General features: G+C 69.7%; 17 protein-coding genes and 3 pseudogenes. 13 read left to right on the forward strand and 7 right to left on the reverse strand.

The window, feature by feature from the left end; all coding sequences use genetic code 11:
• Positions 1-182: 182 nt before the first annotated feature.
• Together MOTC310_RS07140 and MOTC310_RS07145 are read left to right on the forward strand one after the other, a co-directional pair.
• A pseudogene (locus MOTC310_RS07140) lies at positions 183-1,229 on the forward strand (CHASE3 domain-containing protein); the annotation flags it as partial.
• Positions 1,229-2,019, forward strand: a pseudogene (locus MOTC310_RS07145) (methyl-accepting chemotaxis protein); the annotation flags it as partial. The pseudogenes MOTC310_RS07140 and MOTC310_RS07145, both read left to right, overlap by 1 nt.
• A gap of 536 nt (positions 2,020-2,555) precedes the next feature.
• On the opposite strand, the gene MOTC310_RS07150 reads toward MOTC310_RS07145, so the two are convergent.
• Positions 2,556-3,356, reverse strand: a complete 801-nt coding sequence (locus MOTC310_RS07150; RefSeq protein WP_331301282.1) for an SGNH/GDSL hydrolase family protein — start codon at positions 3,354-3,356, stop codon at positions 2,556-2,558.
• Between the two features lie 9 nt (positions 3,357-3,365).
• Here MOTC310_RS07150 and MOTC310_RS07155 point away from each other — a divergent pair, with 9 nt between their 5' ends.
• From MOTC310_RS07155 to MOTC310_RS07170, 4 genes and pseudogenes are all read left to right on the forward strand, one after another.
• Complete coding sequence (locus MOTC310_RS07155) at positions 3,366-5,090, forward strand: lipase family protein (RefSeq protein ID WP_331301283.1); 1,725 nt, start codon at positions 3,366-3,368, stop codon at positions 5,088-5,090.
• Positions 5,091-5,208: 118 nt separating this feature from the next.
• Entirely contained in the window at positions 5,209-6,648 is a 1,440-nt protein-coding gene (locus MOTC310_RS07160; RefSeq protein ID WP_331301284.1) for a hypothetical protein, read from the forward strand.
• A 274-nt stretch (positions 6,649-6,922) separates the two neighbouring features.
• Positions 6,923-8,140 (forward strand): flagellin N-terminal helical domain-containing protein, encoded by a 1,218-nt coding sequence (locus MOTC310_RS07165; RefSeq protein ID WP_331290792.1) that lies wholly within the window; start codon positions 6,923-6,925, stop codon positions 8,138-8,140.
• 280 nt (positions 8,141-8,420) lie between these two features.
• Positions 8,421-10,607, forward strand: a pseudogene (locus tag MOTC310_RS07170) (PAS domain-containing protein).
• Positions 10,608-11,052: 445 nt separating this feature from the next.
• On the opposite strand, the gene MOTC310_RS07175 reads toward MOTC310_RS07170, so the two are convergent.
• The 4 genes from MOTC310_RS07175 to MOTC310_RS07190 form a co-directional block, all read right to left on the reverse strand.
• Entirely contained in the window at positions 11,053-11,595 is a 543-nt protein-coding gene (locus MOTC310_RS07175) for a lysozyme inhibitor LprI family protein (protein WP_331301285.1), read from the reverse strand.
• Positions 11,596-11,656: 61 nt separating this feature from the next.
• On the reverse strand, positions 11,657-11,977 hold the full coding sequence (locus MOTC310_RS07180; protein ID WP_331301286.1) for a YbjQ family protein: 321 nt from the start codon (positions 11,975-11,977) through the stop codon (positions 11,657-11,659).
• 43 nt (positions 11,978-12,020) lie between these two features.
• Positions 12,021-12,425 carry a lysozyme inhibitor LprI family protein gene (locus MOTC310_RS07185; protein ID WP_331301287.1) on the reverse strand — a complete coding sequence of 135 codons (405 nt, stop codon included), beginning with the start codon at positions 12,423-12,425 and terminating at the stop codon, positions 12,021-12,023.
• Between the two features lie 48 nt (positions 12,426-12,473).
• A complete protein-coding gene (locus MOTC310_RS07190; protein ID WP_331301288.1) occupies positions 12,474-13,628 on the reverse strand; it encodes a hypothetical protein in 1,155 nt (384 codons plus the stop codon).
• Positions 13,629-14,324: 696 nt separating this feature from the next.
• Here MOTC310_RS07190 and MOTC310_RS07195 point away from each other — a divergent pair.
• Positions 14,325-15,032 carry a hypothetical protein gene (locus MOTC310_RS07195; RefSeq protein WP_331301477.1) on the forward strand — a complete coding sequence of 236 codons (708 nt, stop codon included), beginning with the start codon at positions 14,325-14,327 and terminating at the stop codon, positions 15,030-15,032.
• Between the two features lie 103 nt (positions 15,033-15,135).
• Positions 15,136-15,480: a hypothetical protein gene (locus MOTC310_RS07200; RefSeq protein WP_331301289.1), complete on the forward strand. Its 345-nt coding sequence runs from the start codon at positions 15,136-15,138 to the stop codon at positions 15,478-15,480.
• A gap of 224 nt (positions 15,481-15,704) precedes the next feature.
• On the opposite strand, the gene MOTC310_RS07205 is transcribed toward MOTC310_RS07200, so the two are convergent.
• Positions 15,705-15,956, reverse strand: a complete 252-nt coding sequence (locus MOTC310_RS07205; protein ID WP_331301290.1) for a hypothetical protein — start codon at positions 15,954-15,956, stop codon at positions 15,705-15,707.
• 302 nt (positions 15,957-16,258) lie between these two features.
• Between MOTC310_RS07205 and MOTC310_RS07210 the strand changes: the two genes are divergently transcribed.
• From MOTC310_RS07210 to MOTC310_RS07230, 5 genes are all read left to right on the forward strand, one after another.
• Positions 16,259-16,690, forward strand: a complete 432-nt coding sequence (locus tag MOTC310_RS07210) for a hypothetical protein (RefSeq protein WP_331301291.1) — start codon at positions 16,259-16,261, stop codon at positions 16,688-16,690.
• A 362-nt stretch (positions 16,691-17,052) separates the two neighbouring features.
• Entirely contained in the window at positions 17,053-17,277 is a 225-nt protein-coding gene (locus MOTC310_RS07215; RefSeq protein ID WP_331301292.1) for a ribosome modulation factor, read from the forward strand.
• 164 nt (positions 17,278-17,441) lie between these two features.
• Complete coding sequence (locus MOTC310_RS07220) at positions 17,442-19,520, forward strand: sensor histidine kinase (protein ID WP_331301293.1); 2,079 nt, start codon at positions 17,442-17,444, stop codon at positions 19,518-19,520.
• Positions 19,521-19,530: 10 nt separating this feature from the next.
• The gene (locus tag MOTC310_RS07225) at positions 19,531-20,199 is read left to right on the forward strand and encodes a response regulator transcription factor (RefSeq protein WP_331290802.1); all 669 of its coding nucleotides are present in this window, start codon (positions 19,531-19,533) and stop codon (positions 20,197-20,199) included.
• 112 nt (positions 20,200-20,311) lie between these two features.
• Positions 20,312-21,304 carry a DUF808 domain-containing protein gene (locus MOTC310_RS07230; protein ID WP_331301294.1) on the forward strand — a complete coding sequence of 331 codons (993 nt, stop codon included), beginning with the start codon at positions 20,312-20,314 and terminating at the stop codon, positions 21,302-21,304.
• Here MOTC310_RS07230 and MOTC310_RS07235 read toward each other — a convergent pair.
• On the reverse strand, positions 21,278-24,505 hold the full coding sequence (locus MOTC310_RS07235; RefSeq protein WP_331301295.1) for an efflux RND transporter permease subunit: 3,228 nt from the start codon (positions 24,503-24,505) through the stop codon (positions 21,278-21,280). The two genes, MOTC310_RS07230 and MOTC310_RS07235, sit on opposite strands and share 27 nt — an antisense overlap.
• Between the last annotated feature and the right edge of the window lie 4 nt (positions 24,506-24,509).

Consider the following 24,509-nt stretch of genomic DNA (forward strand, 5'->3'; position numbering starts at 1 on the left):
AATATCGGGCCGGACCCGTCAGCGGCCCGGCGCCGCCGCGGCGGGCCCCGCGTCGGCCGGTGGCCGAGACGCGGGCCGAGACGGTGGCTCGCATCGGCCGGGCGGCGGCGCTAAGAGGCCACCGTGCCTCGGTCGCGGTCTAGCCGGCGCCGGCCGCAGGTCCGAGCAGGATGAAGCAGACCATGCCCCAAACGCTGGGACTCAACCGCATTCTCGGCGGTGCGATCGGTGTCATCGCGCTGGTCTCGGTCCTGAGCAGCGGTGCGGTCCTGGTGACCGGCGACCAATTGCGGGAGGCGACCGATGCCCGGAGCCGCTCGAACCAGCTGATCCGCGCCCTCGACAACTTCCGCGCGGCCATGCTCAATCAGGAGACCGGGCTGCGCGGCTACCTGATCACGGGGCGCGACGGCAGCCTGGAGCCCTACCACGCCGGTCGTCCGGCGCTGGATGAGGCGATCGACAGGCTCAGAAGCCTGATCGGCCAGGATCCCGAACGGACGCGCCTGCTCGCCGACGCCGTGGCGGCGGCCCGCGGCTGGCAGACGGAAGTCGGTGAGGTCGCCCTCCGCATCGCGGCCGATCCGGCGAAGCGGGACGAGGCCGTCCACATCGAGGCGGACGGCCAAGGCAAGCGCCTGTTCGACACCTTCCGCGAGAAGCTGGCCGCCATCGAGAGTCTCGAGGGGGCGGTGCGGGCCGCGCTGGCCGAGCGCGTCGCGCGGGGCGAGCGCAACGAGAGCCTGGCCCTGTGGGGTGGAACGCTCATCACTTTGTTGATCTGCTTGGGCATCGGCATCGGCATCAACCGGCTGATCGTCCGGCCTCTGGTCCGGGTGATGGGTTTCGTGGGGCGGGTCGGCGAGGGCGACCTGTCGAGCAGGCTCGACGTCCGCAGCGGCGGCGAGGTCGGCCGGCTGGGCGCGACGCTGAACACGATGGTTGCGGGTCTTTCGGACCTGGCGCGGACCAACCGTGCGGCGACGGCGGACCTGAACGCGGCCGCGGCCGAGATCCGGGCCTCGGCGCAGGAGCAGGCCGCCTCGGTCGAGCAGCAATTCGCCGCCGTGCAGGAGACGGCCGCCACGGTCGACGAGATCACCCACTCGGGCGCGCAGATCTCCAAGCGCGCCACCGAGGTGATCGCCACCGCCCAGGCGACCGCCCAGACGTCGCGCCAGGGTCTGCGCGCCGTCTCCGACACGGCCAAGGCCATGGACGCGATCCGCTGAACACGATGGTTGCGGGTCTTTCGGACCTGGCGCGGACCAACCGTGCGGCGACGGCGGACCTGAACGCGGCCGCGGCCGAGATCCGGGCCTCGGCGCAGGAGCAGGCCGCCTCGGTCGAGCAGCAATTCGCCGCCGTGCAGGAGACGGCCGCCACGGTCGACGAGATCACCCACTCGGGCGCGCAGATCTCCAAGCGCGCCACCGAGGTGATCGCCACCGCCCAGGCGACCGCCCAGACGTCGCGCCAGGGTCTGCGCGCCGTCTCCGACACGGCCAAGGCCATGGACGCGATCCGCGAGCAGGCCGAGGCGGTGGCCGGCAACATCGTCAGCCTGTCGGAGAAGACCCAGACGATCGGCGACATCATCGAGACGGTCAACGACATCTCGGAGCGCACGCACCTGCTCGCGCTCAACGCCGCCATCGAGGCGGCCGCGGCCGGCGAGAGCGGGCGCAGCTTCGCGGTGGTGGCCTCGGAGATGAAGCTGCTGGCCGAGAGGAGGCGGTCAAGCGCGCGGCGGCCGGCAAGACGCGCTCGGACACGACGCAGCGCACGATCGAGGAGATCACCGGGCGCGTGGAGGAGAACGTCCAGACGTTCCAGCAGATCGTGGCCTCGACCAACCAGCAGCAGCTGGGCATCGAGCAGGTGATGGGGGCGTTGCAGAACATCCGGCAGGCCAGCCAGCAGACGGCGGCGGGCACGCGGCAGGTGGAGGCGGCCTCGGCCAACCTCACCGAACTCGCCCAGGCCCTCATGGCGCTGGCCGAACGCTACCGGCACTGAGGCGGGCGGCACAGCGATTTCGCGGACCCCGCGTCCCCGCCCGACCGAAGGGCCCCGCGGGGCGCGCAACCGGGCGGCCCGGGAGAAGAACCCCGGCTCCCGTGACGCACTCGGGCCGCCAGGACGGCGTCTTCGCCGCCGCCTCGGGCCGCTCCGGATGACCGGAGCCCGGAGAACCTCAGCCGCGATGCGCAGGCCGATGCGGTGCCTGTCGGCGCGACGCGGTGTCCGCGCGCCTGCGGGCCGCCCGGACGCGCACGATGTCGGCCATCCCGACCGGTCGCGGCGGAGCCTCTCCGGTAAACGGCATCCGGCTGCGGACATCGCCGTAATAGTCCGACCCGCCCATCCCGAATCTACCGGCGACGACGGGGCCGTCGAGGCGTGGCTCCCCGGCCGCGGCTCCCGTGGCGATGAGGGCGAGGAGTGGGCCGGCGAGGAGGAAGCGCATGGTCGCATGCGTACACCGATCTGCGGCAGCTTCGCGACGCTTGCGCTCACGAAGGCGTGCGCGCGGCCGGCAGGAAGCGCCGCTCTCAGGTAGCGGGGCCGACGCCGCGATAGCGCGTCGGATGCGTGTGGGCCTTCTGCCAGCCGGTCCGCCCCTCGGCGAAGCCGACTTCCAGGAAGTGGACCAGCGGATTGATGCCCGCGACGCGGACATCGGGATTGGCATCGAGATAGCCGTCGGTGCTGAAATGCCCGCTCGGATCGCGACCCTCGCGCCAGCCGAGGTCGAGGTAATGGCGCCTCAGTCCATGTGGGTACTGGCAAGTATCGGCATACCAGCTCCTGTAGTAATTTTCGTCGAAGCCAGGGAGGGTGTTCTCCAAGTATTGCTCGAGCCCGTAGTGATCACGGATATGGCCGGTGATCCGCGCGGCGACGGCGGCGTAATCGCGCAGATGCATCCCTTCGACGAAGGCGTCATCCTCGGCCAGCCCGAACCGGGCGGCGCGCAGCGACGCGAACGGGTCGAAGAACGAGACGCCCCGGCGCGCGCACACATCGCGGAGAAGATCCGAATAGACCTCGACCGTCGCGGGCTCGCGCTCGGATGCTCTCGAGAACGGTGTGGGCGGCAGCGCCGACACAAGCGTATCGAGGGTCCAGGCCTGGAGGCGATCGACGATGTGATCCGCCTGGCTGAAGAAGTCGTCGGTGGCCGGTTTCGAGAGCGCCGACGGTGATCGGATATCGTTGGTCCCGATGATCAGGACCGCGAGGAAAGCCGGCAACGGCGCGCTCAGCAGGTCGAGGGCGCGGCGATAGGAGCGTGCCGTCGCTCCGGCGAGACCGGCATTCAGGACGGGACGTGACACGACCGGTCGCGGCATGAGAGCCGCGTGCGAGTCGCCGGCGAGGACGATGCAGCCGCTCGGCGCAGCATCGAAGACGGCCTGGATGTGGCCGATCTTGTGACGTCGGAGGGCGCCGCTGCGAAGCGCCCTCACGGCCTTGGAGAAACCCATACGAATCTTGAACACCGCCCCCGCGTCCCGCACCGTAGGGGCCTCAGTTTTCTCAAGTCCAGTCTTTCTCGACCCCGACACCGATTTTTGACGCTGTCGGTGTTGCCGGGTGACAGAGGCCGTCGCGCTGCCGGGATGATGAGTGGTGGCCGGCGGCGGAACCGAATTCGCCGGCGCGCTGTTGTGGAGCCCGCCGCGATCGGGCAATGCAGCCACCCCTGCCGGCGCCGTCGACCGCCGCGAAGCCTCCTCGTGCTCTCGCCCTTGTTCAATCAGATGGTTCGCGGCTACTTATCGTTCACGCCCTTCAAGCTGAGAGACCTTCATCCGCCGCCGGTCGCGCGACGGCACGTCTTCTTCATCCACGGATTCGACGCGCGCAGCGGCATCCGGTTTCCCGCCTTCTTCAAGCGGGAGCTCGACCGTCACACGACCCGCTTCGGGTCGATGCCGCGCGCGGTATCGGCGATCCGGACCGACCCCGATGGTCTGAGCCGGAGCTGGACTGTCAGCGCGCCGGCCGACGGCGACGGGGCGGCCGTCCGCTGCGAGACGCTGATCTGGAGCGACATCGTCCATGCGGATCTCGCGCGCCCCATGCCGCGCAAGCTGGCCCTGCTGGCGCGGAGCGTCGCGTCGGGGCTCGCACAGGGATTGTTTTTCAAGACCGCCCGCTTCGGATGGCCCTACACCCTGCTGAGCGCCTTCCCGTTCTTCGTCGCCTTCGTGGCTCCGGCACTGCTGATCGTGCTCGGCACCGCAGTCTTCGCCGCCGTGAACCCGTCAGCGGGGACTGAACGAGTCTGGGTGGCGCTGCTTCTCGCCACCGCCGCGATCGCGGTCCTGTACGTCACCAGGAAGGCGCTGGGTCGCCTGTTCTTCTGGCACATCCTCAGCATTCGCATCTTCTTCTGGCAGCATGCGACGGGCCGGCGGCCGGATTACGAGGCCAGGATCGCGGTCTTCCGGGAGCGTGTTCTGGCCGAACTGTCCCACTGGCGGGCGCATCCCGCGGACGCGCCCGACGAGGTCATGATCGTCGGCCATTCCCTCGGCGCCGCCATGGCGGTCGAGGTCGCCGCCCAGGTCCTCGCGCAACTCGGGACCGACGATCGACCGCATCCGCAGCTGTCCCTCGTCACGCTGGGCTCGGGTCTGCCCTTCGTCGCCCTCCAGAATGAGGCCCGGAGACTGCGCGAAGACATCGCGACCCTCGTCTTCAGCGACCGCATCGTGTGGTGCGACTATCAGGCCCCACAGGACTGGCTCAACTGCTACGGGTTCAATCCCCTCTTCGATCTCGGAATCGAACGACCGGCATTTCTTGCCTGGAATCCGCTCATTCGGTCCGCAGGGGTCAAGGACAGGATACCGGAGGACGACTACAAGCGCTTGCGCCTCAAGCCCTTCCACATGCACTTCCAGTTCCTCAAAGCCAATTTCCGGCCGGGCGAGTACGATTTCTACGAGATGATCCTCGGCCGGCAATCGCTGCTCGACCGCGCCCTTCGGCCGATCTGCCGACGCCCCGCGCCGCCGAGCCCGGGCGGAGGACGTGTCACCCTGTCCCAGGATGAGGGGCCGCGTCCGGATCTGTGAAGGATCCGGGCACGGTCCGGCGGACCGCGCCGACGGATATCAGACGGCCACATTCCGGTCGTCAGCCTCGCCCGGAGAGCCCAGTCGTCAAAGGGGCGGGAGCGGACCGGAGCGAGGGATGAGCGTGAGAGTGTTGCCGGGCCGCGCCGCGCCGAAGGGCGGCCTCGTCGGGACGGTGCTGGCGCTGCTCGCGCTGCCGGTCGCGGGCGAGGCCGGGTGGAAGGGGCCGGAGGCACAGCCGCTGTTCGTCAACGAGGCCAATCCCGCCGGCTACAACTACGCGCCGAGCGTCATCACCGAGAACGGGACAACCGATATCTGGTGGTGCGGCCAGGGCAAGACCGACGTCATCTTCCATCGCTCCTACACGCCGCAGAACGGCTTCTCGCCGGCGCGGATCGTATTCCAGCCAACGCCCGGCTCCTGGAACCGCCAGTATGTCTGTGATCCCAGCGTGGTCCGGGGCCGCTTCATCAACCCGGCGGACGGACAGACCTACGCCTACGCGATGTATTATTCGGGAGCCGACAATCTGCCCGGAAACAACAACCAGACAGGTCTCGCCTTCTCGAACGACAAGGTGACCTGGGTCGACTATCCGGAACCGGTCATCAAGCCGATCAACCCCGTGGTCGCGCAGGGCAACTACGGCACCGGGCAGCCCGCCACCTTCTCGGACGGACGGTCCGGCCTCTTCGTCTTCACGACGGATCTCACCGGGCCGCAGGGCGTGCGGGGCTTCGGGGACCTCTACCTCCGACACACGGCGGACGGCGTGCATTTCGGGCCGCCGGCTCGGGTTCCCAACGTCACGGCCGACGGCGCGACCGTCAACCCGAACTCGGATTTCGCCTACGATCCCAAGGCCGGCGAGGTCTACGTCATCACCGGACTGCCGGGTCGCGCCTGTCAGCAGGTGGCCTGCAAGGATCCGGGCCGCAATCCCGATCGCGAAACCTACCAGATGGGCCTGTTCAAGATGCCTTTGAAGACCCTGCTGAGCGGGGCACCGGCCGCCTGGACGCCCCTGGGCTACCTGAATTCCGACGTCACCGGCTTCTACCTGAACCACAGCCCGGGCTTCCAGCGGGACGGAACGGGGTATCTGACTCCGTTTCTGCCCGACATCACGGTCTTCTTCTCGGGCGGCGGCCCCTACCCCGGCACCTGGCGGATCGCTGAGGCGCGCAGGTTGAACGGCGCCGATCGCCTTCCCCTACAGCGCGCCCTCGGGGCCGGCGGGCATTGGGTCACGACCGGCTATGTCGGACCCGGCTACACGGTCGAGCGCAGCCTCGGCAGCGTGCTGACGCTCCCGGCCCCCGGGACCGCGATGCTGATGAGCTGCGTGGCCGGGCAGGACCACTTCCTCAGCCGTGACGCGCGGTGCGAGGGTCAGACACCCCTCGGGCAGACCGGGTACGTCTACGAAGCGCAAAGGCCGGGCAGCCACCCGATCTATCGCTGCATCGCCGGCAGCCGCGATCATTTCGTATCGATCGCGCCGGGATGTGAGGGGCAGACATCCGAGGGGCTGCTCGGCTACGCCCTCGACTGAGGTCCAGGCGGACCGCGCGACGCAGCGGCCCGAACGACCGGTCCGCCGGCACGGGAACGGTCGGAACGCGCCGGCTCAAGTCTCCGATGGCATCCGGCCCGCGCGAGCCTGCCGGATGCCGCGGATCACAAGCTTGCGTGCGACGGTCGTCCATGTCTCGGTAAGGCTACCGATTCACCGAAAATACTCGCGCAGTTAATTCAGACTTAACCCTAACCGGTATTCTTAGGCATCCCCGAGAATCGGGTTGCTCCGGTTGGAAAGATAGCGATCCATGTCCTCCATCACCCTGTCGGCCGCGACGCGCCAGAACCTGCTCTCGCTGCAGGACACCGCCCAGCTGATGGCGACCACCCAGAACCGCCTCGCGACCGGCAAGACGGTCAACTCCGCCCTCGACAACCCGACCAACTTCTTCACCTCCCAGGCCCTCGACGGCCGTTCCTCGAGCCTGAACACGCTCCTCGACGGCATCTCCAACGGCATCCAGTCGATCCAGGCCGCCAACCAGGGCATCACCTCGATCCAGAAGCTGGTCGACCAGGCCAAATCGATTGCCAATCAGGCGCTCTCGACCCAGCTCTCCACCACCGGCACCGCCGCCAACGCCTACAGCGCCAGCACCGCCTCCCAGACCGTGCTGCTGACCATCAACGGCAGCTCGGTCTCCGCTACGGTCGCCGCCTCCTCGAGCGTCAACGCGACGGTGGCCGCGCTCAACGCCGCGGTCAGCTCGGCCTCGACCTCGTCCAGCGGCGCCTTCGGCGCCGGCGCGATCTTCTCGGTCGACAGCTCCGGCACGAAGATCGTCCTGAATGCCCAGGCCGACGTGGAGTTCCAGAACTCCGGCAGCCAGACGGCGCTGGGCTTCACCGCCTCGGCCACCACCGCCTCGACCTACGGCACCGCCGCCAGCACCGTCGTGTCCAGCGACCTGTCGATCTCGGGCACGGCCCAGCGCGCCTCGCTGGCGAACCAGTACAACAACCTGCTCAACCAGATCACGCAGCTCGCCAGCGACGCCAGCTACAACGGCGTCAACCTCATTGCCGGTAAGGGCAATGACATGAACATCAAGTTCAACGACACCGGCAGCTCGAACCTGAACGTCGCCTCGGTGGACGCGACGTCGAACGGCCTCGGCCTGTCCTCGATCACCAGCTCGAACAGCTCGTCGAGCCAGAACGGCCTCGGCAACTTCCTGCTGAACGCGGACGTCAACAAGACCCTGGCGACCCTGACCACGGCGGGCGCGACCCTGAACTCCGCGGCGAGCACGCTGGGCTCGAACCTGTCGGTGGTGCAGAACCGTCAGGATTTCTCCAAGCAGCTGATCAACGTGCTGCAGACGGGTTCGGCCAACCTGACCAACGCCGACCTGAACCAGGAAGCGGCCAACTCGCAGGCGCTGTCGACCCGCCAGTCGATGGGCATCTCGGCCCTGTCGCTGGCCAACTCCGCCCAGCAGGGCGTCCTCCAGCTCCTGCGGTAAGAGCGGTCCCGTCGACGACGCGACGGCCGGAGCCGAGCTCCGGCCGTTCGCGTTCGCGGCGGCGCGATCCGGACCCGGCCGCCGGCCGGAACGCCGCGTCCTGGCGGCCGGACCGCGCCTGCGCCTGACCGTGTACCTGGCCCCGACTGTCTCAGGGACGGCCTGTTCGCACGCCCTGCGACGACGGGCGCCCCCATCGGCACAAGAGATCACATTCCGGTCTCGTGTCCGTGTGCCGGCACCGGTTGGACCCGGCAGCCGCACCGGATAAGACCGGGCCATGAGCATCGAGGATCTTCGGGGGGAGGTCGAGCGACTGCGCCGGCGCGAGCGCGCGCTTGTGGAGGAGAACGCGCGTCTGCGCGCGACGCAGGTCCCGGTCGCCGTCTCAACCAGCCTGGCCGGTGTCGGCACCGCCCGGTCCGACCTCCTTTTCACCGCCACCGACAAGACCCGGATGGCGATGATCGTCACCGATCCCAATCTGCCCGACAATCCGATCGTCTTCGCCAACCACGCGTTCCTGGAACTCTCCGGCTACACCGCCGAGGAGCTGATCGGGCGCAACTGCCGTTTCCTACAGAGACCGGGGACCGACCCAGCCCACATAGCCAGCATCCGCGACGCCATCGCCGCACGGCGGGACATGGTGGTGGAGTTGCTGAACTAGCGGCGCGACGGCAGCAGCTTCGTCAACGAAATCTACATCAGTCCCGTCTTCAGCCCGAACGGCGAGCTGCTGTTCTTCGGCAGCCAGCTCGACCTCACGCGCTTCCGGCAGTCGGGCATGCAGGCCGGCAATCGGGCCGCCTCCCCGCGCCGGTGGCCGACGGACGACGAGATCGGCTTCTGCGTCGTCGAGCAGCGCTTCGACGCGGAAGGCAGGGCCGGGGATGACCGCCTCGCCGAGGCCAACGCCGCCTTCGAGCGTCTGGCGGGCCGCGTTGCCACGGGGAGCCGCTGGCTGCGCGAGCTCGAGCCGGACGACGCGCGGCACTGGTTCTGCACGCTCGGCGAGGTCGCGAGATCCGGCCACAATGTCCGGTTCAGGGCGCCCGTGTCGCGCTCGGGACTCGTCCTCGACGTCCGCGCGATGCGGCTCGGCTCCGACGCGCAGAACCGTGTCGCGGTTTTCCTGCAAGGTCCCGCGGTCAGACAGGCGGCCGAGGAGCAGCGGGAGACGCTCAACCGCGACCGGCGCATCGAGCACGATTTGGTGTGGAGGACGAGCCGCGATCTCCTCGTTGTCTGCGCCCTTGACGGCACCTGTCAGGCGGTCAACCCGGCCTGGACGGAACTGCTCGGCTGGCCGGCCGGCAGCTTGGTCGGCATCCGCATCGACACACTGATCCATCCGGACGACGCCGGGACGGCGGCCGGCGCGTTCGAGACGCTGCGGACTGGCCACACCCTGTCCGACCTCGACGTCCGTTTCAGGTCCGCCGACAAAGCGTACCGCTGGATCTCGTGGCACGCGATCGCCCGCGGGGACCGTTCCCACGCGACCGGCCGGGACGTCACGGAACGCCGGATTCTCGAGGAGCAGCTGCGTCAGTCGCAGAAGATGGAGGCGGTCGGTCAGCTGACCGGCGCGTGCATCCGAGTCGCGACCGACACGGATGCCGGCACGGATGCCGACGGCCAAAGGCTGCGCTGCCACGTCGATGCCGACCCGAGCCAGTTCGACACCGCACTCGTCAACCTGGTGGTGAATGCCCGCGACGCCATGCAGGGCGAGGGCCGCCTCCTGATCAAGGTGCGCCGCGCGGACGGGATTCCCGCGCTGCGGGCGCATCCAGCCGTGCCCGGAGATTTCGTCGCCGTGTCGGTCTAGGATACCGGCTCGGGCATCGAAGCGGATCTCCTCGAACGCATCTTCGAGCCCTTCTTCACGACGAAGGGGTTCGGACACGGCACCGGGCTCGGTTTCAGCCAGGTGTTCGGCTTCGCCAAGCAGTCGGGCGGTGACGTCGCGGTCGCCAGCGTCGTCGGGGTCGGGACCACCTCCACCCTCTTCCTGCCGCGGTCTCATCAGGCGGAGGTCAAGGACGGCGCGCCGGACGAACCGGAGCCGCTCGCCGAGGGCCACGGCACGCCGGTGCTCGTGGTCGAGGACAACGCGGAGGTCGGCGCCTTCGCCCGGCAAGCCCTGATGGAGCTCGGCTACAACGCCTTCTGGGTGAAGGACGCGCGGACGGCCCTCGCCACGATCGAGGCGAGCGGCCAGGAGATCGACGTGGTGTTCTCCGACGTGGAGATGCCGGGCATGAACGGTGTCGATCTGGCCCGGGAGATAAGGCGTCGGCGCCCCTACCTGCCCGTCGTGCTGACATCCGGCTACAGCCACGTGCTGGCCTCGGAAGGCACGGACGGTTTCGAGCTCCTGTACAAGCCCTACTCTGTCGCCGACCTCAGCCGGGCCCGGCGCAGGGCCCTGCGGGAACGATCGTCGCTGACCTTCGGCTGACGAGACTGCATCCGACCGGACCGGCGCGCGTTGACCTCCGCGACCGCCCGAAGAATCGACAGGACAGCACCCCATGTCATCGGATACGCCGCGCCCCGGGGATGACCCGCTGCCACCCATCGGCGATCCGCTGCCGGAGCCGGCACCGCCCGACGGCGACCCGCCGGCCGAGCCGCCGGCCCCGCGACCGCCGGGCCCCATCGAAGCGGGCTGAGACAGGGCGATCGGCGCCGCAGGCCGGACCGGTCCGCGTCCCGAGGCGCGCCGTGCCGACGGCCCCCCGTCACCGAAGCCGACGTGAGCAGGCGATGAGCGGGGATCGGTCGGCTTCCGCGCGTCTGCACAGCCCCCCGCAACGATCGGGTGACCGGCCGTGGCGCCGAAAGCTTCTGCCCGAGGCGTGCCGGCGACGCGTGGCGATCCGCCACCGGTTCCGCGGCGATTCTCAGTGAAGCGGGTAGCGGCCGAGAAGGTCGGCGGTTCTGTCGACCGTCTTGTCATAGCGGCACGCGGGGACCGCCGGGTTCGCGCCGCTGCCGTTGGCCCACTCGCTGTAGGTCAGGTCACCACAATCCGCGTCGCGGAAGGCGATCCAGGCGCGTTGCGCCCTCTCGAGCTGCGTCTTCCAGAGCGCCTTGGCGTTCGGGTCCGCCGCGCGATCATCGTGATCGATCACCGACATCGCCTTCTTGTAGGCCGCGTTGAGCTTCGCATCCGCCTCCTGCAACGCCCGGTTCATGCAATCCGTCGTCCCGGGCGTCGAGGTCTCGTTCAGGCACAGCTTGGCCGACGGTTGATCGGCGCTGGCCGTCGTCGACCCGACGAGGCAGGCGAGCAGCCCGGCCAGGACGGAAGCCGCGGCCTGCGGCAGGCGGGAGCGCTTATGATTCATGGCGATCGGATCCGGTTCATGCGCTTCGAATCGACCCGACGGGGCGGATGCTGCGGGCGCGCTCGGTGACGATAGGTCGGCGCGGAGTTCCGCCACGGGCGTGCCGCACGGCTTCGGGCCTCGGCCGCTCAGGGACGTGATTCCGCCGGCGCAGGTCTCAGCGTGCCTCGACGATCACGGCGGTGCCGTAGGCGACGACGCCCATCATGGACTGATCGGTGTCCGCCGTGTCGAAACGCATCATGACGATGGCGTTGGCGCCGAGTTGCGCCGCGTTCTGCGCCATACGGTCAATCGCTTGGGACCGGGCCTGTTCGATCAACTGGCTGTACTCGTTGATCTCGCCGCCCATGAGGCTGCGCAGGCCGGCCGTGAAATTGCCCACCGCGCCGCGGCTGTGCACCACAGCACCGAAGCACGGGCCCCGCACCTCGCGCACATGATAATTCGGGATGTTCTCGGTCGTGACGATGATCATGGATGTCGTGCTCAGCGAGGTGGAGGGAGACAATGAGAGCCGATCAGGGCGAACAGGACAGGTCGCCGCCCGGGCACTTGATCTGAGCCGTGAGGTCTTGGATCCTCTGGCGCGTCAACGCGATCTTGCATTCGCCCAGAAGCATCGGCGCGATGCTTCCGTTGTCGTCGGGAGTCGCCGTATTGAATCCGGTCCGCAGATTGCACTCGAGATCGCGGAAGGCGATCCAGGCGCGCTCGGCGGCGACCAGATTGCGTCGGCCGTTCTCATCGAGTCGGCTCCGCAGCGCGGCGTAGCGACGGTTCAACTCGGCATCGGCCCGGTCGAATTGCTGACCCGTGCAGATGTTGGCGTCCATCTGGTTCGCAGACGTGCTGCAATCGGAGTCCGCTGCGAACCCCGCGGCCGGGACGAGGAGCAGGGCAGCGATGAGAGCGTTGCGCAACATGGCGAACTCGAAGCTCGGAAAAAGATACGAAGGCGGTCGAGCGGCAGATCATCTGTCATCGGCGGCTGAAAACGTATTGCGGACTCGAAATCCATAATATCCGCGGTCCGCGTCGTAGAGGACGTCGTAGCCGTTCAGGATGTGCAGACCCGTGTTGACGAAGGGCTGCGGGCGCGTCGTGTTGAGGACGATGCGTTCGGGCGCGAGAGGTGCGTCGCGATCGCCGACCGTGATCGCGTAGCCGGCCGCGTCGCCGAAGCGGAAGCTCAGGCGTGTTCCGGGACGAAGGACGGCGTGATCGGCCATACCGGTTCGGAGGCTGCCCATGACTTGTGCGGGCGGCAGCGTCAGGAACATGCCGGTGACGCCGGTGTCGAGGAGCGCCCGGCCGCAGGCGGCCGGGTCACGGCCGTCGACGGTGATGCAGGCGGGAACGCCGAGCCAGTCGCCCGGCACATGCGGGTGCGGATCGAGCTTCACGAAGCGGTAGCGGCCGCGCGTGTTGGCGCGCGTCAGGCCGACATGCACGCCCCGTCTGGTCAGCACGTAGCCGCGATGCACCGCACCCGGTCCGGGCGGGTCCGCGTTGAGGAGCGGATTGGTGTCCGGCGTGCTCTGGGTCTGGCTGTCGTCCTCGCGGCCGAATCCGATACCCATCATCGCCACGTGGGCCGGCGCCTCCGCGGGCGTGCAGGTGCGGGCGCGTGCGGTGCAGTCGATCCGGTCGACGGCCAGAACCCGGATGGGCTGCGTGGTCACGCTCTCGCCGTTGCGGCCCCAGAGGGTCACCGGCACGCGGACCCAGCGCCCGATCATGATCCGGCCGGAGCTCGAATAGGTCAGGCGACCGGGCTCGCCGGGCAGGGCCTGGTTGCCGGGAATGCGGCTGGCCGAAATCACGATGCCGGTCGAGCCGGTATCCACCAGGATCGGACGTACCGCACCACCGAACGACAGTCCCAGGCGCGGCGACTTGGTGATGACGTCACCGGGTCGAGGCGCGTTGAGGAAGGGCAGGAAGATGCCGCGACGGTCATCCTCGTAGCTCGGCCCATCGTCGGCTCGCGACGGCTCGGTCGGCGCGAGCAGCCCCGCGCCGATGAACCCGGCGCCCAGGAGCGCCCGCGCCGGCCGGGTGCATCGCCACCGCGACCGGGCGGGCGGGCGGACTTCTTGCGGAGAATTTGGAAACGCCTGGCGCATATCGGGCCCCGGGAGAACTCGTTACCTTGCGGGCGTCGCGTGGGAGCCGCGTCGACGCCGGGAACAGCTTCGCAGCCTGCTCGGGATCGCGCAGGCGTGGTCCATGGCGGCCGGGCGGTCGCGCGCGAGAGGCCGCCAGCGGTTCAGACCGCCTCATCCCTCATCCCTGTCCGCGGCCTGCCAATCACGGTCGGCATAGCCGAGCCCGGGCTTGGCGGCGCCGTGGAATGCGCCACGATGACGGACCTCATGATCACGGCCTTCAGGCGATGAAAGATCGTTAACGAGAACCGCCGCCGCTCAGACAAGATCTCGCCTTGCAGCCGGCATTGAACTGATCTCGATCGGCGACCAAGTCAACGAATTATGATCGATATTGTTACCGGTTCAGTAAGCCGGCACGGATTGCGTCGGATGATGAACATTTGGTGCCATCCCTCTAGCCTGGCCTGGCTCTGACGGAGCGCGGAGATCTGTCACGATCGGGGGCGACGATCGGCTCGGGGCCGCGCCGGCCGCAGTGCGGGCGCCGGCGATCCGAACGGGGCCGAGGACCGATGCCCGACTCGTCGCGCCGGGGGCGAGAAGATATTCTTGGCCGCGCGCAGAGGCTGCGCGAAACTGCGTCTGGCTGACCCCTGCCCGTGTCGAGGCGGACGGTGCGCCACCCGGCCGGGGAGAACCGATGTGACCGTGATGACGATCCTGGTGCTCGCCGCCCTCGCGCTGCTCGCGGGGCCGGCACACGCGGAGGAGAACGAGTGCCGGCGGTCGCCCTCGCTCGCTTCCGGCGCGCCTCCGACCTTCGGGCGGATTACCGCCCCGGGGCGCACGGCTTTCGTCAAGGACGGGCTCGCCCGCGCCGGCTGCCCCGACCCGAGCCCCGCCTGCCGCGAGCGCGCCTACTTGGTGACCGCCGATCCCGTCATCCTCGGCGAACGTCTCGGCGCCTATGTCTGCGCCCGCTATCGGGGCGCGGGCGAAGATACGGGCTGGACCGGCTGGGTCCCCGCCAAATCCGTCGCCGTCGCGCCGGCCGCCGCCATCTCCCCGGCGGATTGGCTCGGCACCTGGACCGGGCCGGAAGCGCGAATCCGCGTCACGCAAGCCGACAAGCCGGGGATGCTCGCCTTCGCGGGAGACGCGACCTGGGGCGCCGGAGATCCGGAGCGGGTACGCCGCGGGGGCGTGCATATCGGCGCGTTCGCCGGAACGGTCGCTCCGCAGGGCGCCGCGGCGAGCTTCGCGGTCGGCGAGAACGGAGCGCTGCCCGTCGAGACCGGGGACGCCGCCGACTGCAAGGTTTGGATGCGTCGAGTCGGTCCCTGGCTGGTCGTCGACGATAACCTCGCCTGCGGAGGCCTCAACGTCTCCTTCCGCGGCCTCTACCGCCGTCAGTCATGAGCGGCGCTGCGAGCCGCGACCACCTCGGCTCTGAGCACCCCGCGTCGCGCGGCCCCCGTGCGGAAGCCCCGCAGATCCGGGCCCGTGTGCAGGAATCCGGCCGATGAACATCCTCACGACGGCGCCGACGAGCCCATCCCGACGGCGCCCGCGCGTGATCCTCATCCTGTTGCTGATCACGTGGTTGCCGGCACTGCCCTTCGCGGTCGGCATCGCGCTGACGAGCCTGACAGGCTGCACGGTCAATGAGGCGGGCACCCGCCCGTGTCCGGTGGCCGGACACGATATCGGCGACCTGCTCTACGCGCTGACGATGACGGGCTGGCTGCTGATCCCGTTGCTGCCCTTCATGGCGCTGACACTGCTGCTCACCGTCCTGCAGGGCCTGCTCATGGTCGTCGAAGCGTGGCGGCGGCGGCAACGACGGGCTTCGCGCGGGCGCAGGTGACCGACGCCGACGGTCCCGCCCTACCCGACATCTCCGCGACCGGCCCGCCGGCCGCCACGGTGGCGCCGGCGGTGCGAGGAATTCCGGGACCGTCACGGGCTTCGGCAAAATGATCGGCCGTCGACGAGCGCCGGAGGGCGGGCGATACGCCCTCGACCGCCACCCGCTCACCAGTCCGCCGCGGATGATCGACCGGGACACGATCTTCGTGGGCGGCGACGTTTTCAGCTCGGCGGACTGACCGGGGTAACGGTGGCCAACCGCTCGGTCGACGCGCGGATGTCCGAATGCGGGCCGTCGGCGGGATCGGGCGCGAGCAGGCCGCCCCCGAACCGCGCCCAGTCCTCCAGCGTGCGACTGCCGGCGACGTAGGAGCCCTGTCGGACAGATCGCGATGTCGGCAGGGCCCCCAGGCGCCCGTAGCGCCTGTACCACGTGCGCGCCCGTTGCATCGGCAGTCCCAACGCCTTCCTCATGCCGTCCCCCTCAGGCGCGAGCGCGAATCTCCGAAGCCAAGCTAATCCGGGCCGGGCGCCCCGGCATGTCGGGCCGACCCTGACACGGTTGCCGATCTCTCCGACTGCCGATCGGAGCGCCGCGGCACAGATGAGCATGCGGGACAGCGGCCGGCGGTCTTCCGTCGTCGTCGCGCCCCCGGGTGGGCGGTCGGCCGCGATGGCTGACGGCATCGCCGCCCGGACAGACCGCGCCGCGCGGTCGGATCCAGCCTCGGGTCCGACCGGTGCGGACGTCCCTCACCGTCTCTGGAGCTCAGCCCATGAAACGTCTTGCGATCGCCCTGGCGGCGCTGTCGAGCCTCGTTCTGTTCGCGCCCTCGAGCGAGGCACGGCCCCACGGCCGCGCCCACGGCTTCCACCATGGGCACGGCCATCTGGGCCACGGCGTCTGGAGGGGTCGGCGCCACGGCCTTCACCGGTACCGGCATCACCGTCTCCATCGGCACGACCGGCGGCACCGCGGCTATCGCGGATACCGCGGTGTCCACTTCCGCCCCACCGCCTACGGCTACCGGCCCCACGCCGCTCGCTACGGTGGTTGGGACGGCTATCGTGGGGTGGGATACGCGACCGGGGCCGGCCTGGGCCTCGCGGCATCCGCCGCCCGGCCGGGTTTCCATGGCGCGGCATACGTGCGGCCCTACGGGTACGCCGCCCGCTACGCGCCGGTCGGCTACGGCTGCGCCTACTAGACATCGCGTCCGGATCGGGAGGTCGAGCCCTCAAGGCTTCCCGAGCGGCGTCTCCCGCTGAGCGAGCGTCGGCGGCGCGATCGAGAGCGGCCGACCCTCGCTCGGTCCTCCTCGCGTCCGCAAACGCGAGAATCGGAAGTCTTTCCGCAAGGCATGCCGATGCACCGGCGCGGGCGCCAGGAGGTCCGGTGCCGCTCTCCTGCAATGGTCAACAGATCATCGCGCGCACAGCGTGTCGGGATAAGCCCGACACGCGTCGGTGGGAGCGGCATTCTGATCTGAATCAGCTTGCCTGACCATTCGGACTCGGCGCTTCTGACCGGGCGGGACATGATCCCGAGCAGCCGGAGAGATCAGCGCCCATGCTCATGGACATCGTCAAACAGGGCGCCCGCGCGCGCTCCGTCGGTCGGCCCCGCGATGCTTGTCCGTATCCCGGCGAGTCGCGCGAGCGCCGTGCCTGGTTCGAGGGCTACGACGGCTCCTCCTGGGCGGTCGCCACGCGGATGCCGCATCCGGCCCGGATGCTGCCCGGATCGCCGCTCTGCGACGCCAATGCCGCGCCCGACCCCGTCTCCCCGGCCTGACGGCCGGGCATCTTTCCCGTAGGAGAGCGGCGAGCTGATGGGCCGATGCGGGGATTCGGGAGGCGAGCGGCGATGCGGTCGGGACGGCGAGACAGGCGAGTCAGGCCGTCCGGTCGATGGGCGACCCGTGCGGGCAGACGCGCAGCGTGTCCGCGCAAGGGCGCATGACCTCACGCGCCCGCGACGCCGTCATCCGGGGGACGGAGCCTCAGCTGACCCGCGGCAGCCGCCGGACCTTCATCGCCCTCGCCCTCGCGGCCGCGATTCCCGTCCTGCTCCTCAGCGGCTGGGTCGCGACGCTGATGGCCCAGCAGCAGCGCGACCTCGCTCGGAACGCCGCCGTCGCCAGCGCCACCCGCGTGGCGGAGCGCGTCGCCTCCGACATCGCCGCCCAGATCGCGGTCCTCGAGGCGGAGGCCGCCTCGGCGACCCTCGACCGGCCCGACCTCGCGGCTTTCTACGCCGAGGCCGAGCGCCTCAGGCAGGCGCATCCACTCTGGGAGACGGTGGAACTCGCCGGGCCGGACGGCGCGCAGATCGTCAACCTGCTCCGCTCCCTCGAGGAGGAACTCGGGCCGACATCCGACCGGACGAGCTTCGACGCGGTGGTGCGGACGCGGCAGCCGGTGATCGGCGGCATCGGGCCGGCCGGCTCGATCTCGGGCAAACGCCTCGTCGCCCTGCGCGTGCCGGTCATCCGGGACGGGGTCCTGCGCTACGTCCTGTCGGTCCGGCTCGCCACCAACGCGGTGAGCTCGATCCTGCGCGACGCCGGCGCGCCGGAGGGCTGGGTCGGCACCATCGTGGACGCGGAGGGGAATACGATCGCCCGGACACGCGCCGAGATCGAGGAACTCGGCCACCCGGCCAATCCGGCCCTGCAGGCGGCGATCCGCAACGCACCCAACGGCTTCTACACCGGACCGACGCTGGAGGGCGCGAATGTCGAGGTGGTCTACCGGACCCTGAAGCACACCGGCGGCTGGTCGGTGCATTTCGGGATGCCGGTCGCGACGCTCAACGCCCCGGTGGCGCGGTCCTACGTCGTTCTGGGCGGCGGCAGCTTCGTCAGCATCGGCCTCGCCCTGGCGCTGGTCGGACTGGTCGGCCGCGACATGGCGCAGCGGCGCGCGGGCGAGCAGGCCCGGTTCTCACTCGCCCTGCGCTCCAGCGAGGAGCAGGGTGCCGTCGCCGCCGAGGCCGCGGAACTCGGCACGCTGCGCTGGGACACCGTCGCGCACCGGGTCACCGGCTCGCCCCGCGCCGCCGACCTCCTCGGTTGGACAGCCGCCGCGGAGGGACACGACAGCGACGTGGACGCCGACACCGTGCTGCAGGCGGTCGATCCCCAGGATCGCGGGCGATTGAGCGAGGCCCTGCACCGGGGCCTCGCCGAGGGGATCCCGCTGGACGTCGAGTTCCGCGTGACTGAGGTCGATCGAGACCCGCGCTGGGTCCGCGTCGCCGGCCGAGTGCCGCAGCTTCACGAGGATACCCCGGCCGGACTGATCTACGGCGTGGTGTCGGACATCGAGCCGCGCAAGCGCGCGGAGGCCGAGCGCTTCGCGCTGCTGCGCCGCCTGGGCGAGGCCCAGGAGAACGAGCAGCGCCGGATCGCCCGGGAACTCCATGATCAGGTCGGTCAGACGGTGACCGGCCTGTCGCTCGGTCTCAAGAGCATGGAACGGCTCCTGGCGCGCGGGGCGACGGCCGAGGCCGGCCGGCAGGTGGAGTGGCTGCAAGCGCTCGCCGGCGAGATCGGTCGCGACATCCACCGGGCCGCCGTCGACCTGCGGCCGACAGCGCTGGACGATCTCGGCCTGCGCGAGGCCCTCGCCACCCTGCTGCGCGACTGGAGCCAGCGGCACGGGATCCGCGCCGATCTCGAGTTCCTGAGCGAGGCGGCCAGGCTGCCGGCCGCCCTCGAGACAGCCGTCTACCGGATCGTGCAGGAGGCCCTAACCAACGTCCTCAAGCATGCCCGCGCCGCGAGCGTCAGCGTCTCGGTGGAGAAGCGCGCGGGCGAGATGCGGGTCGTCATTGAGGATGACGGGATCGGCTTCAACGTCGAGGACCTGCGCGAGCGCGCCGCCGGCGAGACGCCGACCAAGCTGCGGCTGGGCCTGTCCGGCATCCGCGAGCGGTTGTCGCTGCTGAGCGGGTCGCTCACGCTGGAATCGTCCCCGGGCATCGGCACGACGCTGTTCGTCGCCATCCCGATCCCGCATCAGCCCGAGACCTGAGGAGAAGCGCATGGCGGATCGTATCCGCGTCGCCCTGGCCGACGACCATCCCATCGTCCTCGCGGGAATCCGGACGCTCCTGAACGCCGACCCGGAGATCGAGCTGGTCGGCGAGGCCACCAGCGGCAGCGAGGCGCTGCCGATGATCCACGCCGCCGAACCGGACGTCGCCGTGGTCGACGTCTCGATGCCGGGCCTCAACGGCCTCGAGCTCACCGAGCGCGTCGCCGGGTCGTGCCCGCGGACGCGCGTGCTGGTTCTGACGGTTCACGAGGACGCGGCCTACGTCCAGCCGCTGCTCAAGGCGGGCGCCCAAGGCTACCTCCTGAAGCGCTCGGCCGCGGAGGACCTGCTCCGCGCGGTCCGCGCCGTCGCCGCGGGCGGCATCTACCTCGATCCGTCGGTCGCGAGCCACGCCATGGCGCATCCCGCGGCGGCGCCGCAGGGCACGGATTCCGAGCCGTCGGCCGAGGTGCTGAGCCCCCGCGAGACCGACGTGCTCCGGCTGATCGCGCAGGGCTTCAGCAACAAGGAGATCGCGCGGCGCTTCGATCTGAGCGTGAAGTCCATCGAGACTTACAAGGCACGGGCCGCCGAGAAACTGGGCCTGCGCACGCGCGCCGAGATCATCCGCTACGCCGCCGCCCATGGCTGGCTCGACGCGCTCGCGCTGCGCTAGGCGCCGACTGAGCGATCCGCCGACACCTGTTGCTCCGAATCGCGACGGCGAGGGATCAAATCCTGCCGCGGATCGTCTGTCTGGCGGATTGATCGCGGATGAGGGGAGACGGGTGAGCGTCGGATTGATCGCCCTGCTGGACGACGTCGCCTTCATGGTCAGGGCTGCGGCGGCCTCTCTCGACGACGTCGCCGGCCAGGCGGCGCGGGCCGGCACCAAGGCCGCCGGCGTCGTCATCGACGACGCGGCCGTCACGCCGCGCTACGTCGTGGGCTTCGCGGCCGAGCGCGAACTGCCGATCGTCGGCAGGATCGCCCTAGGGTCCTTGCGTAACAAGCTTCTGTTCCTGCTCCCCGGCGCCCTCGCGCTCAGCGCCTTCGCACCCTGGGCGATCACACCGCTCCTGATGCTGGGCGGCGCGTATCTGTGCTTCGAGGGCGCCGAGAAAGTCTACGAGGCCGCGGTTCCCCATCACGGGCACGGCGACGTGGCGGAGCAGGACGGCGGTCCCGGCGGCGACCAGCTCCGGGAAGACCGCCGCGTGGCGAGCGCGATCAAGACCGACTTCATCCTCTCGGCCGAGATCATGGCCATCACCCTCGCGGCCCTGCCGGAGGGCAGCTTCTGGATGCGGGCGGCGGTGCTGGCCATCGTCGCCGTCGGCATCACCGCCGGCGTCTACGGCGTGGTCGCCCTGATCGTGAAGGCCGACGATGCGGGTCTCGCCCTCGCCCGCAGCACCGCCGGCCCGCCGCTCGGAAACCTGATCCGCGGTCTCGGGCGCGGTGTGGTCAAGGGGATGCCGGTCCTACTCAACATCCTGGCCGTCATCGGGACGGCGGCGATGATCTGGGTCGGCGGCGGGATCCTGATGCACGGGCTCGAGACCTACGGCCTCGCGGCGCCGGCCCACGCTGCCCACGCCGTGGCGGAGGCCGCGGCGGCGCGCGTGCCGTTCGCCGCGGGACTCGTCGCGTGGCTCGTCACCGCGACGGTGTCGGGCCTGATCGGTCTGGTCGTCGGCGGAGCGCTGATCCCGCTGACGACCTTCGTGCTGGCGCCGATTTGGCGGACTGTGTCAGGCCTGCGGCAGCGGCGCGCCTGACGGGAGGCCGTGTTCGGCCGGCGCCCGGATTTCCGGGGCGATCTCCGCAGCGCTGCCATGGCGCTTGAGCGGCCTGTTCCCGCTCAGCCGGCGCAGCAGGACGTAGAAGACCGGGGTCAGGAACAGACCGAAAGCGGTCACCCCGATCATGCCGGAGAACACCGCGACGCCCATCGCGCGGCGCATCTCCGATCCGGCGCCGGTGGCGGTCACCAGCGGCAGCACGCCCATGATGAAGGCCATCGACGTCATGAGGATCGGCCGCAGCCGCAGGCGGCTCGCCTCGATCGCGGCCTGGAGCGGGGTCCGACCGGCGAATTCCAGCTCGCGCGCGAATTCCACGATCAGGATGGCGTTCTTGGCCGACAGTCCGACGAGCACGATCAGGCCGATCTGCGTGAAGACGTTGTTGTCGCCCGCCGAAAGCCACACGCCGAACATGGCGGCGAGCAGGCCCATCGGCACGATCAGCAGGATCGCGAGCGGCAGGGCGAGGCTCTCGTACTGCGCGGCGAGCACGAGGAAGACCAGCAGCAGCGCGAGGGGAAAGACCCAGACCCCGGAATTGCCCGCGATGAACTCCTGGTACGTCAGGTCCGTCCACTCGAAGGCGAAGCCCCGCGGCAGCGTCTCCGCCGCGATCCGCGTCGCCGCCGCCTGGGCCTGACCCGACGAATAGCCGGGCGCCGCACCGGCGTTGATGTCGGCCGACAGGAAGCCGTTGTAGCGCATGGCCCGCTCCGGTCCGGCGGTCTGGCGGACGCGCAGCAGGGCGGAGAGCGGCACCATCTCGCCTGAGCCGGCCCGGACCTTGAGCAGACCGACATCGTCCGATCGCGCCCGGAACGGGGCGTCGGCCTGGACGCGCACCGAGTAGGTGCGGCCGAACTTGTTGAAGTCGTTGACGTAGAGCGAGCCGAGATAGATCTGCAGCGTGTCGAAGACGTCCGTCACCGGGATGTTGAGCTGACGGGCCTTCGTCCGGTCGATGTCCGCGAAGAGCTGCGGCACGTTCATCTGGAAGCTCGAGAACAGCTCGACGAGTTCTGGCGCCTGGGCGGCCTTCGCCATGAACGCCTTCGTGGCGTCGTTCAGCGCCTCGTAGCCGAGGCCGGCGCGATCCTCGATCTGCAGCTTGAAGCCGCCGATCGTCCCCAGCCCGTTCACCGGCGGCGGCGGGAACATCGCGATGAAGGCCTCGGGGATCGCGGCGTACTTCTTGTTCAGCGACTGCGCGATCGCCGCCCCGTTGAGGGACGGGTCCCTCCGCTCGTCGAACGGCTTGAGCGTCGAGAACACGATCCCCGAGTTGGAGCTGTTGGTGAAGCCGTTGATCGAGAGGCCCGGGAAGGCGACGGCGCTCTCGACGCCGGGCTCCTTGAGGGCGATCTCGCTCATGCGGCGGATGACCTCCTCCGTCCGGTCGAGGGTCGCGCCGTCGGGCAGCTGCGCGAAGCCCACGAGGTACTGCTTGTCCTGGCCCGGCACGAAGCCGCCCGGGATCTGGCGGAACAGGCCGACGGTCAGCCCGACGAGCAGGACGTATAGGGTCATCATCGCGGCCTTGCGCGACACCGCGAAGCCGACGCCGCGGCCGTAGCCGTTCGAGGCCCGCCCGAAGGCGCGGTTGAAGCGGCGGAAGAACCAGCCGAGCAGCCGGTCGAGGATGCGGGTGAGACGATCCTTCGGCGCGTGGTGATCCTTCAGCAGCAGCGCCGAGAGGGCCGGCGAGAGGGTCAGCGAGTTGATCGCCGAGATCACCGTCGAGATCGCGATGGTGAGGGCGAACTGCTTGTAGAACTGGCCCGTCAGGCCGCTGATGAAGGCCAGGGGCACGAAGACCGCGACCAGCACCAGGGCGATGGCGATGATCGGGCCCGAGACCTCGCGCATGGCCTGGTAGCTGGCGTCCCGCGGGGACAGGCCGCTCTCGATGTTGCGCTCGACGTTCTCGACGACCACGATCGCGTCGTCGACGACGATGCCGATGGCCAGCACGAGGCCGAACAGGCTCAGCGCGTTGATCGAGAATCCGAAGACGTGCATCACCGCGAAGGTACCGACGATCGAGACCGGTACGGCGAGCAGCGGGATGATCGAGGCCCGCCACGTCTGCAGGAACAGGATCACCACGAGCACGACGAGGGCGATCGCCTCCAGCAGCGTGTGGATCACGGCCTCGATGGAGGCGCGCACGAACTGCGTCGGGTCGTAGACGATCTGGTAGTCGACGCCCTCCGGCATGGTCCGCTTGATCTCCGCCATGGTGCGGCGGACCTCGTCGGAGATCTGGATCGCGTTCGAGCCCGGCGACTGCGAGATCGGGATCGCCACCGCCGACTTATTGTCGAGGAGCGAGCGCAGGGCGTAGTCGGAAGCGCCGAGCTCGATGCGCGCGACGTCGCGCAGGCGCGTGATCGCGCCGTCGACGCCGGTCTTGACCACGATGTCGCCGAACTGCTCCTCGCTGCTCAGACGCCCCTCGGCGTTGAGCGAGAGCTGCAGGTCGAGGCCCGGAACGGCCGGCGACGCGCCGATCACGCCGGCCGCGGCCTCGACGTTCTGGGCCTGGATCTCCCGCACGACGTCGCCCGCGGACAGGCCGTGCTCGGCCACCTTCTGCGGGTCGAGCCAGATCCGCATCGCGTAGTCGCCGGAGCCGAAGAGCTGGACCTGGCCGACGCCGTCGAGCCGCGCCAGGCGGTCCTTGATGTTCAGCACCGCGTAGTTGCGCAGGTAGGTCATGTCGTAGCGCCCGCTCGGCGAGACGAGATGCACCACCATGGTCAGGTCGGGGGAACTCTTCACCGTGACGATGCCGAGCTGGCGCACCACCGCCGGCAGCCGCGGCTCGGCCTGCGAGACGCGGTTCTGGACGAGCTGCTGGGCCTTGTCGGGGTCGGTGCCCAGCCGGAAGGTGACGGTCAGCGTCATGATGCCGTCCGTCGTGGCCTGGCTCGACATGTAGAGCATGCCCTCGACGCCGTTGATCTGCTCCTCGATCGGCGTCGCCACGGTCTCGACGATCACCTTGGGGTTGGCGCCCGGGAAGGTCGCGCGGACGACGACGGAGGGCGGCACCACGTCCGGGTACTCGGAGATCGGCATCGCGAAGAGCGAGAGCAGGCCGCCGATGAAGATGAGCATCGACAGCACGCCCGCGAAGATCGGGCGGTCGATGAAGAACTTGGAGAGATTCATGCCG

Source organism: Methylobacterium oryzae, assembly GCF_036441375.1.
Lineage (GTDB): Bacteria > Pseudomonadota > Alphaproteobacteria > Rhizobiales > Beijerinckiaceae > Methylobacterium > Methylobacterium oryzae_A.

Excerpts from the sequence above, each read along its gene's own strand:
- MOTC310_RS07220 (WP_331301293.1), top strand. The coding sequence starts at position 17,442 with ATGACCTCACGCGCCCGCGACGCCGTCATCCGGGGGACGGAGCCTCAG.
- MOTC310_RS07165 (WP_331290792.1), top strand. The coding sequence starts at position 6,923 with ATGTCCTCCATCACCCTGTCGGCCGCGACGCGCCAGAACCTGCTCTCG.
- MOTC310_RS07185 (WP_331301287.1), bottom strand. The coding sequence starts at position 12,425 with ATGTTGCGCAACGCTCTCATCGCTGCCCTGCTCCTCGTCCCGGCCGCG.
- MOTC310_RS07190 (WP_331301288.1), bottom strand. The coding sequence starts at position 13,628 with ATGCGCCAGGCGTTTCCAAATTCTCCGCAAGAAGTCCGCCCGCCCGCC.
- MOTC310_RS07235 (WP_331301295.1), bottom strand. The coding sequence starts at position 24,505 with ATGAATCTCTCCAAGTTCTTCATCGACCGCCCGATCTTCGCGGGCGTG.
- MOTC310_RS07200 (WP_331301289.1), top strand. The coding sequence starts at position 15,136 with ATGAACATCCTCACGACGGCGCCGACGAGCCCATCCCGACGGCGCCCG.
- MOTC310_RS07210 (WP_331301291.1), top strand. The coding sequence starts at position 16,259 with ATGAAACGTCTTGCGATCGCCCTGGCGGCGCTGTCGAGCCTCGTTCTG.
- MOTC310_RS07160 (WP_331301284.1), top strand. The coding sequence starts at position 5,209 with ATGAGCGTGAGAGTGTTGCCGGGCCGCGCCGCGCCGAAGGGCGGCCTC.
- MOTC310_RS07225 (WP_331290802.1), top strand. The coding sequence starts at position 19,531 with ATGGCGGATCGTATCCGCGTCGCCCTGGCCGACGACCATCCCATCGTC.
- MOTC310_RS07205 (WP_331301290.1), bottom strand. The coding sequence starts at position 15,956 with ATGAGGAAGGCGTTGGGACTGCCGATGCAACGGGCGCGCACGTGGTAC.
- MOTC310_RS07195 (WP_331301477.1), top strand. The coding sequence starts at position 14,325 with ATGACGATCCTGGTGCTCGCCGCCCTCGCGCTGCTCGCGGGGCCGGCA.
- MOTC310_RS07215 (WP_331301292.1), top strand. The coding sequence starts at position 17,053 with ATGCTCATGGACATCGTCAAACAGGGCGCCCGCGCGCGCTCCGTCGGT.
- MOTC310_RS07150 (WP_331301282.1), bottom strand. The coding sequence starts at position 3,356 with ATGCCGCGACCGGTCGTGTCACGTCCCGTCCTGAATGCCGGTCTCGCC.
- MOTC310_RS07180 (WP_331301286.1), bottom strand. The coding sequence starts at position 11,977 with ATGATCATCGTCACGACCGAGAACATCCCGAATTATCATGTGCGCGAG.